This is a genomic window from Asticcacaulis sp. SL142 (assembly GCF_026625745.1).
Taxonomy (GTDB): Bacteria; Pseudomonadota; Alphaproteobacteria; order Caulobacterales; family Caulobacteraceae; genus Asticcacaulis.
On the sequence record NZ_CP113061.1, the window covers coordinates 42,774 to 55,595 of the forward strand.

Below are 12,822 nucleotides of genomic sequence, written 5' to 3' on the forward strand. Positions count from 1 at the left end.
AATGTCTTCGCCGGTCGGCACCTTATCGAATTCGTACCACACGACTTTCCCCGTTTTGAGGTCAACCAGTGTCGCCTGTACGAACTGCCCGCCCAGAGGCACGCCTGCCCCCAACAGGGCCGCACCGACGGCTAAGGCCGCGCGTCCGCCGCTGGAGTAAGACCCCGTAGCGCGCAGGAAAATCACATATTGCGGGGCGGCGGTACCGTCCGCGACCTGCGGAATCCAGAACCTGTGTGCCTTCGCCCAGCGTCCAGTCGAACGCCGTCTTGGTGGGCAGGCGCATCATCGGCCATTCCTGCATGGCGATGGAAGAGGTCACGACCGTATTGAGCTTAACCAGTTGGACGGCGCGTGGTTCCTGATAGGATTCGATCGGCACGGCATGGGTGGTGTAGCTGCGGGCCTTGACGGCCGTCTCTAGCGCTTCGGCCAGATATTTTTCGGCATTATCCGACCATTCGACCTTGGGTTCAGTCACCCCGGATGCCGTCAGCATGCTGAGATCCGCATCCGGCTTGATCAGCAACACGGGCGTGCCCGCCGCCGGTTTTTCGATTTTTACAAAAGTTTCGGCCTTGGCGGCAAAGGCCTGCGGCGCGCACACGGCTACAGCGGTCGCCAGAGTGGCGGCGGCCAAAAAACGGTTCAATTTCATAAGGTTCCCCCAACAGTCTCCCGGCGGCATTTATATATCACATATGGCTTTAGTCAACAGAGGGTTGAGATATGTAGCCGATACGTTACGGTTATTTCCTGTGGATATGCTATGAAGGCTTTATCGGCTATAGTCTTATGTCAAAAATATCAGGGGGATTTGCGATGTTGAATGTCAAAAGCGTAATGGGCGCCGTGGTCGCGTGCGCCGCCGTTTTGAGCTTTGCGGGCGGCGCCCTGGCCCAAGGGGGCAAGGGATACCCCAAGCCGGTGGCGGATCACCTCAAATCCCTGTCGCTCATGTGCGCGGAGGTCGGCGGACGCTTCCTTGATCCGGCCTCGGCCATGCGGGTGGCCGATTTCAACGGCGACGGACGGGCGGATTACGGCGTCTATCAGGGCGAGCTGATCTGCGACGGCGCGGCCTCCCTTTATGGTGGCAATGCCGGATCACCGCTGACGGTTTTTGTGTCCGGGCCTTCGGGCTATAAAGAGGCGTGGGGCGGCTATGTCTACGCGGCCAACCTCGATAAATCCGCCGCCAGCGCCAAGCTGTGGGTCGATGTGGCAGGTGCTGATTGCGGCACTACGGTCAAGCGCAGTTTCGCGACCGAAGTGTTCTGCTCACGCGGTCTGATGTGGTTGCCGGCCAAGGGTAAGCTCGATTTTGAACCTTTGGCCAAGATGCGCAAGATTCAGTAGGTCGCGCGACTGACACCCTCAGCATAGGTCACGATCTCAAAGTCATGGTCGCGGGCGGTTTTGACCAGACGCTCGAACGTTTTGATGGTGCAGCCCCAGGTGCTTGGGGTTTCGCGGACATCGTGGGTGTAGAGCACCAGCCACGCGTCTTTGGTGGCGCGGGCGGCTTCGATCCATTTCAGTCCCACCGCTTCGCCGTTTTCGCCTTCAATACCAATGGCCGGGGCCTGATTGAGGTCTGTGCCGGTGGTGATCAGGCCGTGATGCAGGGCGCGGGCGGAGGCGTAGGTGCGGCTTAACACTGACTTGGCCTGCGGGGAGACGTCACCATAGGGATAGGCGAAGGTGCTGATGCCGGTCACGCCAAGGGCCGCCAGTTCGGCGCGGTTGCGCGCAAGGCTTTGGGCGATGGTTATGGCGTCGGCGCGCCCGCAATCGAGATGCTCATAGGTGTGGCAGGCGATTTCGTGGCCGCGGTCTGACAGGTCGCGCACCTCATCGCCGGTCAGGTATTTTCCCAGATGGCTTTCATTACCCATCAGACCGGTCGAGATAAAATAGGTGCCGCGCGCGCCGTAAGCTTCCAGAATCCGCGCTCCTTCCGTCAAGGCCGACTGCGGGGCATCATCAAAGCTGAAGGTGATCAGGGGACGTTTCAGCCCCTCAAGCCGCCCGGGCTTGCGGTAGATCAGCTTTGAGGCGCGCCGCCTTAGTTTGCCGTACACAGATCGGTCGGCACTATAGATCGGCTCACTCATAAGGCATTGGCATAGATGGCGGCGCGGTAAAGCCTAAGCGCAAAGGCGCGGGCTTTCAGCGGCAGGCTCTGGCTTTGCACGGTCGATTTTAGTGCGCCGCGCAAGGAGCCACCAAACGGTAATGCCTTGATCAGGCGGGCCATTTTATAGCTGGGGTAGCGGGTGACGATCTCAGGGTGTTTGCGCACGACACGGGCGAAATTAGCACCGGATTGCTCATATTTCGACAGCAGGACATCAGCAGTATCCAGGCCCATGTGGGTGGCGGTATTGTCGATATGGTCAATGCCGAAATCGGCCGAGACGCGCATGGCCCATTCAACATCTTCCCAGCCCCAGCCACGGAATTCCGGGTCAAAGTCGTGGGTTTTAAACACGTCCTTGCGCACCAAAAGGTTCGACGTGAACACATATTTTTCAGGCGCTTCCAACCGTTGGGCGGCGCTTAAACAGTCACTATAACCGGCCATCTGGGCATGGAGGGCAAAGGCTTTCGATTTGGGCGCTTTCAAAAGCGAAAAACCGCCAAACACGACCGGGGCTTCGGCGCGGGTCATATCGACCCAGCGTTCCAGAAAATTGTCCTGATCCGGCAGCATGTCGGCATCGAGAAACAGCACATAGGGCCCACGCGCGGCATCAACCAGGCGATTGCGGCCCTTGGCGCGCCCGACATTGTGCTTTAGCTCGATAAAGCAGATGGCGATATTTAAGGTATCGAGCAGGTCCATGACCTCAAGGCTTAGTTCCGGGCGGCGCGACCCGTCATCCAGCACCACGACTTCGATCTCATCACGCACATCGGTGGCGATGGCGTTCAGCGCCTTCATCAGTTCGGCGGGGGATTCACGGAAAAACGGGATCAGCACCGACAGGCGCGGTGACACGCGCTCATGCACGCTGTTGAAAATCAGCGTCGCTTCGATATCGAGGCGGGTGTCCTGCATGATCATACGCCGAGTTTAGCGCGAAATAGATTATAAAATCTTAGTAAGTGTGCGCGAATACCGTGTAAATTGCAAAAATACGCGCAAAATCCGTAGATAATCGCACCTGTTGCCGATTTCAGCATCAGTTCGATGATACCGCCATGTGACGGCAGGACGGCAATCATTGCCATCATGGCGGCTGTACAGAGGCCGGTTTTGGCCAGATCTGCGGTCGGTACGGGCAAGGGCAGGGTGCGCAGGCCCAACAGCCACGAGCCGATCAAACCGGCCCCGAAACTCAAAGCGCACGCCCATGCCGCCCCGATTAAACCCATGCGCGGGATGAGGATAACATTGAGCGCGATATTGGCGACCGCCGGGATCAGCATGGCGACCACCAGCAGGCGGGTTTTCTTGGCCAGCGTAAAGGCCTGAAGGAAGTAATAGGTATTCAGGCCCGAAAACAGTGCCCCCAAGGCGACAAGTGTGGTGATGCTTACCGCTTTGGCGCGCAGGTCTTCGCCGATCATCAGTTCCCCAAAGGCAGGCGCCACCATGATCAGACCGCCGACCGCCGGAAACAGAATAAAGCTCATGGTTTTGATCTGTTCGGTGGCGGTGGTTTTCAGCGCTTTTTCACCGTCGGATTCGAGCGCGTGTACCATCGCGGGTGTGCCCGCCGCCCCGAACCAAATGAACAGCACGTCCAGTATGCGCGACGCCAGACTATAACCGGCATGGTAGGCTCCGGCATCGGCTTCACTTAAGTAATGCGCGATCAAAAAACGGTCGGCGGTGTAGAGCGCCAGAGTCAACACCAGAGAGGCGGCAATCGGAAACCCGTAATGGGCATACTGTCTGGCGCGTTCGGCATCAAACCGGCCACGGACGGCACGGCCCCAGTCCTCACGCGCAAAAAACGGCAAGCAGATCAGGGCGATAACGGCAGCCCCTAACAATGGCGATCCGCCGCCGGTGCCGAGCAGCGCGAACGCGACCCCGAAGCCGAACCCGCCTGCGGTTTGCAGCATATCAAGGATCGACGCGGCCCTGACCCGGCCCTCTGAGCGGCGCTGTTCCTGAACCAGCTTGATCAGGCTGCGGAAGACCACGGCCCCAAGTCCGTAACCGACGGCGATTTTCAGCGCCGGATCATCGCCCGCCGGCCATAGCCACAGGCCTATCGCGGTTATGACCGCAAAGACGACCGTCACCCCAGCGAACAGCCGATAAACGCTGCCGTACAGGGCCGGGGCGGTTACATCGTCTCTGGCTTCGGCGGGATAAAAGCGCGCCATCGCCGCTTCCAGCCAGGTGAAACATACCGTCTGGGCCAGCGACGATACCCCGAACGCCAGCGCATAGCGGCCATAATCCTCTGGCGACAGGATGCGCGTGAACACCATCAATGTGGCGAACCCGATTATACCTTGCAGAATATTGGCGGGCAGATAGCCGATCAGGCCTTTGCGGAACATGCGGGATCTTACGTGTGAATGGTCACGCCACTATGGCACGGAGATGTTTAAAAGACTTGAATATGCAAGGGTTTATATGACGCAAAACTAACCGGATCGATTTCTGATGATCTGTATGTCTAAGTCGGGAGTATGTCAGTCTGGAACAAAGACCGCTTCGGCCAGATGATAAAGGCCACCAAGACCCGACTAGCCACAGGTGCTGCGTGGTCTCGGCAATGGGCGGGTGTGCAGGCCGTGCGGGTGCAAAATCGTGTTTCGCATGTGCCTCGCAAGGTGTTGTGGGGGATTGGTGCCCTGCTGGCCGCTCTGCTAGCGATCATCATCTTTCTGGCCCAACCTAACTGGAACTGGTTTCGGCCAACCTTGTCGTCGATTGTGTCGGATCGGCTTAACCGCCCGGTCGAGATCACCGGCGATTTGCGGGTAAAGCTGTTTAGTTTCACCCCCGAAGCCCGGGTCGGTGGCTTGAAAATCGGTCAGCCGAATTGGGCAAAAAGTGCTGTCAAAACCGCCCACATGGCCGAGGCACAGCAGTTTAATATTTCAACCGAGCTTATGCCGCTGTTTATCGGGCGGGTGGTATTGCCGCACGTTGAGATTACTAAACCTGTTGTCACGCTGTTTCAGGATAAGGGCGGGCGCGCCAACTGGAATTTCAGCACGGGCGCCAAATCCGCTGAAGCCTTTAAGCTACCGCCGATCAAGACCTTTATCATCCGCGATGGCCAGATCAGCTATAACAGTGTCAGCCTTGGTCTGAATTTCAAAGGCACGGTCAGCGCTCAGGAAAGCGCAGGTGCTGGCCGTAAATATGCCTTCAATTTTGATGGCGACGGTCGGCTCAATGGTCAGGTGTTTGACATGGCCGCGACCGGCGGGCCGCTGCTGAATGTGCGCACCGATAAGCCCTATCCGTTTGATCTGACGGTGCGGGCAGGCCCAACGCGGCTGACCGCCAAAGGCCGCGTGCTAAAACCGTTTAATCTGGGCCAGCTTGACGGCGATGTCTCGGTCACAGGGCGCAGTCTGGCCGAGCTTTATGAGATCACCGGCCTGACCCTGCCCAATACACCGGCCTATAAAATCACCGCCCATGTAAATCGTAATGAGCGGGTCTATCATATCAATCGCATCAATGGCCGCGTCGGCGGCAGCGATGTGGCGGGCGACCTCAAGGTCAATCTGAATAATGAGGGGAGGCCCTATCTGACCGGCGACATCAGTTCAAAAATGCTCGATTTTCAGGATCTGGGCTCACTGTTTGGGGCGACGGCGGCTAACCGGCCTGACGCGCCTGAATTATCGGCAGCCCCCGAAGAGGCTGCGGTCACCGCGCGCCGTTTGCTACCCGATGTACCTCTTGATGTCGCCCGTGTACGCGGCATGGATGCCAAGGTCAACTACAAGGCACTGTCAGTTAAGACGCGGCCCAATTGGCCGCTGCGTCAGGTTAATCTGGGGATTGTGCTCGACAAAGGCCGTCTGACGCTAAATCCGGTTGAGTTTAATTTTCCGCATGGTCGCCTGACCGGTATGGCTGATATTGACGCACGCACTGACGTTCAGACCAACCATATCGACATGCGCCTGACGGGCCTGCGCATACAGGATTTCACCCCCTCCATCGGCGGTGCTGAGCCGGTCGAAGGACTGCTGGATGCCCGCATTCGCGCCACCGGCACCGGCCACACGGTTCATGATGCGGCATCGTCGGCTAATGGCGATTTCGCGCTGGTCATGCCGCAGGGCACCATCCGCCAAAGCTTTGCGGAACTGATGGGCGTCAATGCCACTAAGGGGCTGTTTATGTTGATTTCAAAAGACCCAAAGGAAACGCCGGTGCGTTGCGCCATCGCCGGGTTCAAGATCACAGACGGCGTCATGCGGGCGCAGAACATCGTCTTTGATACCGAAGTCGTGCGGGTCAGCGGCTCAGGCCGTATCAACCTTAAGGACGAAAGCCTTGATCTGGTGTTTGAGGGCAAGCCCAAGACATTTCGTCTGGTGCGGGTTGATGTCCCGATCGTTATCGGCGGCAACCTGACCCAGCCAAAGATTGGCTTAGACGCAAAGACCGCGATCGCTCAAGGCGGGCTGGCGGCGGCGTTCAATACCGTCCTGCCGTTCGTCAATCTTGACTACGCCGGTGACGCCAATTGTGCAGCACTTGAGGCGCAGACACACTCCAGAGTCCGTAACTGATTATCGGATCGCCTTACGGTCGCCCAGTATACACGGCAGGGTCATCATCATGATATAGAGATCCAGCCAGAACGACTGCCGCTCAATGTAATCGACATCAAGGCTGATCCGCCGGCGCACATCGTCGGCATTATGCAGCGGACCGCGGGAGCCATTAACAGCGGCCCAGCCGGTCATGCCGGGTTTCATGCGGTGGCGCCAGGCGTATTCGGCCACCAGACGCGCCGACTCGTCCGGGCCGGTCTTCATGCCAATGGCGTGGGGGCGAGGGCCAACCAGCGACATTTCACCCATAATCACATTGAACAACTGCGGCAGTTCATCCAGGCTGGTCTTGCGAATAATGCGGCCGATGCGGGTCACGCGCTCATCACCGGCAGTCACTTGCTGGGACGCGGTCGCATCTTCGGCATCCTGACGCATCGAGCGGAATTTCCACACCATGATCGGCTCATTATTAAAGCCGTGGCGGCGCTGACGGAAGAAGACCGGGCCGGGGCTGTCTAGCTTGATCAGGCCGGCGATCAGCACCATAACCGGCGCAAATACAATCAGGGCCATCAGGCCGATAATCATATCCTGAATACGCTTATTAAAGGCACGCTTGTCGTCTTCGGTGATGCCAGACACGCGCGCCAGCGGCTGATCAGCCATGCGCGACAGGGCGGCTTGCCGGCCTTCGTCATTATGCATGTCAACCAGCAAAGAGACTTCGTTGGGCAGGCTTTTGAGGCGGGTTATAATGTCCTTGACGCGGGCCTTGGCCGAGGGATCAACGGCGACGACAATCTGATCGACATAGGGGGTGATCTTATGGCTGAGCAGGGCCTTGGTGTCGCCCAGCACAGGCACACCCAGAACGGTATCAGGATTACGTGCCAATCGGTCATCGAAAATGCCCAAAATATTGACATCGCGCCGCGCCAGAGCCCCATCAATCAGGCGCTGGGCGTGTTTGGTCGCGCCCACAATCACGATGTTGGGCGTCAGGCGACCCTGCTTGCGCCAGCGTGCCACGGTGGTAAACCACAGCAGATGCAGCAGGCTGAAAAAGGCCAGACAGGCCATGGACCACATTTCCAACGCGGGCGGGAAGGTGGAAGTCCCCTTGATCAGGCAGGTCACCGCAAAGCCGGCCACCGCGCCCATCCCAATTGAACCCGCAACCTTCAGCAGTCGCTCCCACAGCTTTTCGGTACGGTTCAGCCGGTACAGCCCAAAGGCCGAAAGGGTCATGGCGACCGCGACCGTGGCGCACAAAAACGGCAAAACCTCGCCGACCGGCAGCGACAGCATATGCCCGCCGGAATGGGCACCTACGCCCAGAAATCCGAAAAACGCCAGGGCACAAATATCAACCATGCGAAAGATATAGGCCGCCCAGTACCCGCTTTTGCGTTCGCGTAAACTGACCAGTCGCTGGGGGCGAAACGGGCCACGGCGGACGTGCAACGCCTCCGCAAGGCCTGCCCGCGCGGCTGGGCGTTCGGGCTTTAGTCCGTCGTCGTGACGTAAACTATCGCCCGTCCTGGCGGCATCGGGCCGAATAAGGTCGATTAACATCTGGGGGCGAAACCATCACAAGTATTTTTTATATATAACGCAGTAACATACATCCCTTAGAGGGGCGTTAACGCACATTCGTCAGGGGAATTTCTGCAATTTGAGATTGTTTTGCGCCGCCCCCAAGCGCTGAGGTGATAGCACAGGTGTTGAGTTTGAGAAAACTGAAACGCGACTTGTGCACAATTTGACGCGAGGCGTTGCCTTTTGGAAACGGACACGCTAAATCAGCCATAACGGAGACGTGGCCGAGTGGCTGAAGGCAACGGTTTGCTAAATCGTCGTACCCTGTAAGGGGTACCCAGGGTTCGAATCCCTGCGTCTCCGCCATTTGTTTTTGCCTTATAATTCAATAGATTGAACGTGTTTTGGCGTATCGCTACATAGTGCGTGGCCATGTCGCGCGGCAGTTTATAAGTGAATCGAATGATGCGTAAGGCCGTGGGGCGAGGGCGGGTCGGTAAAGACGTAATCCCATAACAAAAAAAGAGCGCCTTCCCAAAAAGGAAAGGCGCCAAGGATCTGAGGTCTCGAAAACCCTGAGAGTGACGGGGTAAACGCTTCGTGAGACTTCAGGCCGGAGTTACAAACTGTGCAGAGGCGCCCTCCTGCCACACGCCTTTGAGATTCAGGTCACGATCCAGCCAAACGAGGTCAGCACGGGCCCCCGCGGTGAGGGTGCCGTAGTGGGCATCAAGGCCTAAGAACCGGGCGGGGGCGCTTGAGGCCATGACGGCGGCCTCATCAAGCGTCAAGCCGACCATTTCCACGGCGTTCTTCACGGCGGTGGCCATGTCGAGGTCAGAGCCCGCCAAGGTGCCGTCAGGGCCGACACAGACGCCGTCCTCAACCCGGATCAGCTTGTCCTGCAGCATGAAGGTTTTGGTCTTGGAACCGACCGTCGGCATGGCATCAGTGACGATCATGAAGCGGTCGTGGGGGCGGCAACGCACGGCGATTTTGAGCGCCACCGGATCGACATGGCGGCCATCGATGATCAGCCCGCAATAGACGGATCGGTTCTCCAGCGCCGCCCCGACCACACCGGGCGCGCGGTGGGTGAACGGCGACATGGCGTTGAACAGGTGGGTGATCCCCGTCACCCCCTCATCAAAGGCCTGATGCATCCGGCCATAGCTGGCATCGGTATGACCGGCGGCAACAATCACGCCCGCCTGCGTCAGGGTACGGATATCGTCCGACGTGGCCGTCTCAGGTGCCAGGGTAACCAGCGTCTTGCCGTGTTTCAGGCTGGACAGCAGTTTCAGGCTTTGTTCGGTCAGGGTGCGGAACTTGGCCGGATCGTGGGTACCCTTGCGGGCCTCATTGATGAACGGGCCTTCGATATGGATACCGAGCACGCCGGGCACACCGTCCTCGATCGCCTGTTCAACCGCGCGCATGGCCGCATCAATGACCTCAAGCTCATCAGAGATCAGGGTCGGCAAAAAGCCGGTTGTGCCATATTGTCTGTGGGCGGCGCCAATAGCCGCAATGGCCTCAGACGAGGTGTCGTCATTGAACAAAACCCCGCCGCCGCCATTGACCTGAGTGTCAATGAATCCCGGCAGCAGGTAGCCCCCATCAAGGTCAATGACCTCACCGGCAGACGCGGATTTTGACGCCTCAAGGCTTGCGATCCGGTCGCCCGCTATGGTCAGGACATGATCAGTGACAAAGCCTTCGGGGCTGAGGATCGATCCGTTGCGGAAGGTGGTCTTGGGACTCATACGGTTCGGGTCACTTTGTTGAGGTTCGGCGGGGCGTCGGGGTTAAGGCCACGGCGCAGGGACAGGGCGTTGGCGAAGCGGTAGAAGCTCTGGATCATCAGGATCGGCTCCAGAGCGGGCTCAAAGCGGCCCGCAGGCAGGGTTGAGGTCGCGCCACCACCAGCATCAGCCAGTTCGACCTTCGCCCCCCGCGACAGGAACTCGGCGGCGACCTCGCGTACCCCGTCGCCAGCCGTATCGGAGGTGGCAAAGGCCAGAATGGGGAAGCCTTCGCGGACAATGGCCATCGGGCCGTGACGGACCTCAGCCGAGGAGAACGCCTCGGCATGGAGGGCGCAGGTTTCTTTGAGCTTAAGCGCGGCTTCCTGGGCGATGCCAAAGCCATAGCCACGACCGATGACAAACAGGTTGGTGGCGTCTTCAAGGGGCGGCAGGGCGTGGGACCAATCCCGATCAAAGGCGGCACGCAACTGATCGGGCAGGGCGTGGACGCTGACTTTCAGGCCGTCATCACCGGCCCATTCGGCCACGAGGGCCGCCAGAGCCGCCAGCGACACGATATAGGACTTGGTCGCCGCCACGGACAGCTCCGGGCCCGCGCACAACGGCAGGGCTTCGTCGGCAAGGTCTGCCAGCGGCGAGGTCACGTCATTGACGAGGGCGACCACAAACGCACCGGAATCCTTATGGGCCTTGACCGAAGTCAAAAGGTCCGGGCTGCGGCCAGACTGGGAAATGGCGATGCACAGGGTCTGCGCAGCCTTGACCGGGGCGTCATAGATCGACGCCACCGACAGCGCCGCCGTTGAGGTCGGCACCCCGATCAGGGTCTCGATCAGGTACTTGCCATAGGTGGCGGCATGGTCGGATGATCCGCGCGCGCAGGTCGTAACCCCTTTGGGAGGATCGGCCCGCAAACGATCCGCGATCCGCGTAAGCGTTGACGCGTTGGCCTCTAAAAACCGCGCCACCGCATCGCCACCCTCGCCCGCCTCACGGTGCATAAGCGTGGTATTGGCGGGCTGAACTATCGATGTATTCATCATGTTAAACTCTTCAAAAACAGGTGGGCGCGCCGTCAAAATCCGTAGGTCAGATTGCCCAGTTCATTGACTTCGGCGATCACGTCATAGGCGTCGCCGCGATAATAGGAGTGGTTAAGCTCACAGGTCAGGCCATCGCTTAAGAACCCGCGCCGTTCGATAAACAGACCGGGGGTGCCGGGGGGCACCTGAAGGCGGTCGGCCTGTTCGCCGGTCAGGGCGACGGCGCGCAGACGCTGCAAGGCGCGCACGGGGCGGTGGCCGGTGCGGCTCAAGGCCTCATAGAGTGAATCCCCGACCTCATCGAGGGTCGGCAGGGCAAAGGCGGGCAGGGTGGTATATTCCAGCGCCATGATCGCGGCATCGGCATAGCGCAGACGCTGAAAGCGGCAGACCTGAGAGCCCGGTGACAGGCCTAGCGACAGGGATTCTTCGGGGGTGACGACGCCGTGGGTCTTGCTGATCCACTCCGAATGGGGCTTGCGCCCGCGCGAAATCATGTCCTCAGAGAATGACGACAGGCGCGACAGGCTTTTTTCAAACCGGCTGGCGACATAGGTGCCGGAACCCTGACGGCGAACCAGCAGACCTTCGGACACCAGCCCGTCAATGGCCTTGCGCACGGTGATGCGCGACACGTCGAAATCATAGGCCAGATCTCGCTCCGGCGGAATGGCCTCAGACGCGGTAATGATCTGGCTATGGATTGCGGTGCGCAGCCGTTTTTGGAGTTGCTGATAGAGCGGGGTCGGCTCGTCCTTATTCAGCGTACCGATCTGGTGCGCGAAGGCGGGACGGGCGACCTGCAATCTGGCGGCGGGTGTATGATGTATCATGTGAGTTATGCCGGAATACGCGCAGAGCCGAGACCGGTGCCTGCCCCTTGCGCCAGTAGCAGCGCGCCTTCGACGGCGTCGCTTTCGGGCTCACTGAGCAGGGCAGCGTCACGGCCCGACAGCCACGGCCGGATCGGTTCGGACAGGCCGCCGACGAGGGCGATCTTGGCAGCCCCCAGGGCATGCAGCCGTTGCAGGTAAAGGCCGATCTCGCTGGCCACGGTTTTGACCAGGCCAACCGCCACCGGATCGCCCTGTTCGGCATAGCTCATGATCAGCGGGGCCAGCGCGCCGTAATCGCTGGGGGTGGCGGTATCGACAAAGGCGATGACATCGGCGGCATGGCCCCCGAAGGAGGCGATGATTTCCTGCGTAAAATCGGTGGACGGCGCGATCTTATCATAGCCACGCAGAGCGGCCCGCAGGGCTTCGCGCCCCAGACCGGCGGCGGAACCGTCATCGCCGACTTCAAAGCCCCAGCCGCCAATGCCGCGGCCGATGCCATTGTTAAAGATATAGCCTGCCGAGCCGGTGCCGGAAATCAGGATCGCGCCATCCTTACCTGAAAAGGCCCCAAGGCAGGCGGCGTGGGCGTCGCTGGAGGCGCGGATCGCGCCGAAATTAGGACCGGAATCGATGGTGACCTGCGCGCCGGTGGGCGAGGAAATCCCCGCCAACCCCAGACCAATATGAATGTCGGGCAGGTCGGCATGGGTAAGCTCTGCCAGAGCCAAGGCTTCATCGACCGCGGCCATGATATTGCTCCAGACCAGACCAAGGCCCAGACGGATATTGCTGGCACCGCCATAGCCTTCGCTTAAGGTTTGGCCCGCGCGGGTCTTGAGACGCGCCCGGCAGCGGGTGCCGCCGCCGTCGATGCCGATGTAATAGAGAGGAGGGGGGGCAAGGTCTTGCATGAAA

Annotated in this window: 11 protein-coding genes and 1 tRNA gene; 3 read left to right on the forward strand and 9 right to left on the reverse strand. The window is 59.6% G+C overall.

Annotated features, from left to right (window positions below; translation table 11 throughout):
* Positions 1-61: 61 nt before the first annotated feature.
* Complete coding sequence (locus OVA03_RS00145) at positions 62-658, reverse strand: hypothetical protein (RefSeq protein ID WP_267526230.1); 597 nt, start codon at positions 656-658, stop codon at positions 62-64.
* A gap of 164 nt (positions 659-822) precedes the next feature.
* Here OVA03_RS00145 and OVA03_RS00150 point away from each other — a divergent pair, with 164 nt between their 5' ends.
* Entirely contained in the window at positions 823-1,359 is a 537-nt protein-coding gene (locus OVA03_RS00150) for a hypothetical protein (RefSeq protein WP_267526231.1), read from the forward strand.
* Here OVA03_RS00150 and OVA03_RS00155 read toward each other — a convergent pair.
* From OVA03_RS00155 to OVA03_RS00165, 3 genes are read right to left on the reverse strand one after another with little or no spacing between them, the layout of a single operon-like run.
* A complete protein-coding gene (locus OVA03_RS00155; RefSeq protein ID WP_267526232.1) occupies positions 1,353-2,117 on the reverse strand; it encodes a polysaccharide deacetylase family protein in 765 nt (254 codons plus the stop codon). The genes OVA03_RS00150 and OVA03_RS00155 overlap by 7 nt on opposite strands.
* Positions 2,114-3,064, reverse strand: a complete 951-nt coding sequence (locus OVA03_RS00160; RefSeq protein ID WP_267526233.1) for a glycosyltransferase family 2 protein — start codon at positions 3,062-3,064, stop codon at positions 2,114-2,116. The genes OVA03_RS00155 and OVA03_RS00160 overlap by 4 nt, the downstream gene beginning before the upstream one ends.
* Positions 3,065-3,066: 2 nt before the next feature.
* Positions 3,067-4,524 (reverse strand): lipopolysaccharide biosynthesis protein, encoded by a 1,458-nt coding sequence (locus tag OVA03_RS00165; protein WP_267526234.1) that lies wholly within the window; start codon positions 4,522-4,524, stop codon positions 3,067-3,069.
* 132 nt (positions 4,525-4,656) lie between these two features.
* Here OVA03_RS00165 and OVA03_RS00170 point away from each other — a divergent pair, with 132 nt between their 5' ends.
* Positions 4,657-6,729 carry an AsmA family protein gene (locus OVA03_RS00170; protein ID WP_267526235.1) on the forward strand — a complete coding sequence of 691 codons (2,073 nt, stop codon included), beginning with the start codon at positions 4,657-4,659 and terminating at the stop codon, positions 6,727-6,729.
* On the opposite strand, the gene OVA03_RS00175 is transcribed toward OVA03_RS00170, so the two are convergent.
* Positions 6,730-8,292, reverse strand: coding sequence for an undecaprenyl-phosphate glucose phosphotransferase (locus OVA03_RS00175; protein ID WP_324291014.1), 1,563 nt, complete (start codon positions 8,290-8,292; stop codon positions 6,730-6,732). It lies immediately after the preceding gene.
* Positions 8,293-8,530: 238 nt separating this feature from the next.
* Between OVA03_RS00175 and OVA03_RS00180 the strand changes: the two genes are divergently transcribed.
* A tRNA-Ser gene (locus tag OVA03_RS00180) sits at positions 8,531-8,622 on the forward strand.
* A gap of 242 nt (positions 8,623-8,864) precedes the next feature.
* On the opposite strand, the gene nagA is transcribed toward OVA03_RS00180, so the two are convergent.
* From nagA to OVA03_RS00200, 4 genes are read right to left on the reverse strand one after another with little or no spacing between them, the layout of a single operon-like run.
* Positions 8,865-10,022 (reverse strand): N-acetylglucosamine-6-phosphate deacetylase, encoded by a 1,158-nt coding sequence (gene nagA, locus OVA03_RS00185; RefSeq protein WP_267526236.1) that lies wholly within the window; start codon positions 10,020-10,022, stop codon positions 8,865-8,867.
* Complete coding sequence (locus OVA03_RS00190) at positions 10,019-11,068, reverse strand: SIS domain-containing protein (protein WP_267526237.1); 1,050 nt, start codon at positions 11,066-11,068, stop codon at positions 10,019-10,021. The genes nagA and OVA03_RS00190 overlap by 4 nt, the downstream gene beginning before the upstream one ends.
* 32 nt (positions 11,069-11,100) lie before the next feature.
* Entirely contained in the window at positions 11,101-11,901 is an 801-nt protein-coding gene (locus tag OVA03_RS00195; protein ID WP_267526238.1) for a GntR family transcriptional regulator, read from the reverse strand.
* Positions 11,902-11,906: 5 nt separating this feature from the next.
* Positions 11,907-12,818, reverse strand: a complete 912-nt coding sequence (locus OVA03_RS00200; protein WP_267526239.1) for a BadF/BadG/BcrA/BcrD ATPase family protein — start codon at positions 12,816-12,818, stop codon at positions 11,907-11,909.
* Positions 12,819-12,822: the final 4 nt, after the last annotated feature.

Bases quoted from the DNA above. Each gene is read 5' to 3' on its own strand.
- OVA03_RS00155 (WP_267526232.1), bottom strand. From the start codon at position 2,117: ATGAGTGAGCCGATCTATAGTGCCGACCGATCTGTGTACGGCAAACTA.
- OVA03_RS00145 (WP_267526230.1), bottom strand. From the start codon at position 658: ATGAAATTGAACCGTTTTTTGGCCGCCGCCACTCTGGCGACCGCTGTA.
- OVA03_RS00170 (WP_267526235.1), top strand. From the start codon at position 4,657: ATGTCAGTCTGGAACAAAGACCGCTTCGGCCAGATGATAAAGGCCACC.
- OVA03_RS00160 (WP_267526233.1), bottom strand. From the start codon at position 3,064: ATGCAGGACACCCGCCTCGATATCGAAGCGACGCTGATTTTCAACAGC.
- OVA03_RS00165 (WP_267526234.1), bottom strand. From the start codon at position 4,524: ATGTTCCGCAAAGGCCTGATCGGCTATCTGCCCGCCAATATTCTGCAA.
- nagA (WP_267526236.1), bottom strand. From the start codon at position 10,022: ATGAGTCCCAAGACCACCTTCCGCAACGGATCGATCCTCAGCCCCGAA.
- OVA03_RS00200 (WP_267526239.1), bottom strand. From the start codon at position 12,818: ATGCAAGACCTTGCCCCCCCTCCTCTCTATTACATCGGCATCGACGGC.
- OVA03_RS00150 (WP_267526231.1), top strand. From the start codon at position 823: ATGTTGAATGTCAAAAGCGTAATGGGCGCCGTGGTCGCGTGCGCCGCC.
- OVA03_RS00190 (WP_267526237.1), bottom strand. From the start codon at position 11,068: ATGATGAATACATCGATAGTTCAGCCCGCCAATACCACGCTTATGCAC.
- OVA03_RS00175 (WP_324291014.1), bottom strand. From the start codon at position 8,292: ATGTTAATCGACCTTATTCGGCCCGATGCCGCCAGGACGGGCGATAGT.
- OVA03_RS00195 (WP_267526238.1), bottom strand. From the start codon at position 11,901: ATGATACATCATACACCCGCCGCCAGATTGCAGGTCGCCCGTCCCGCC.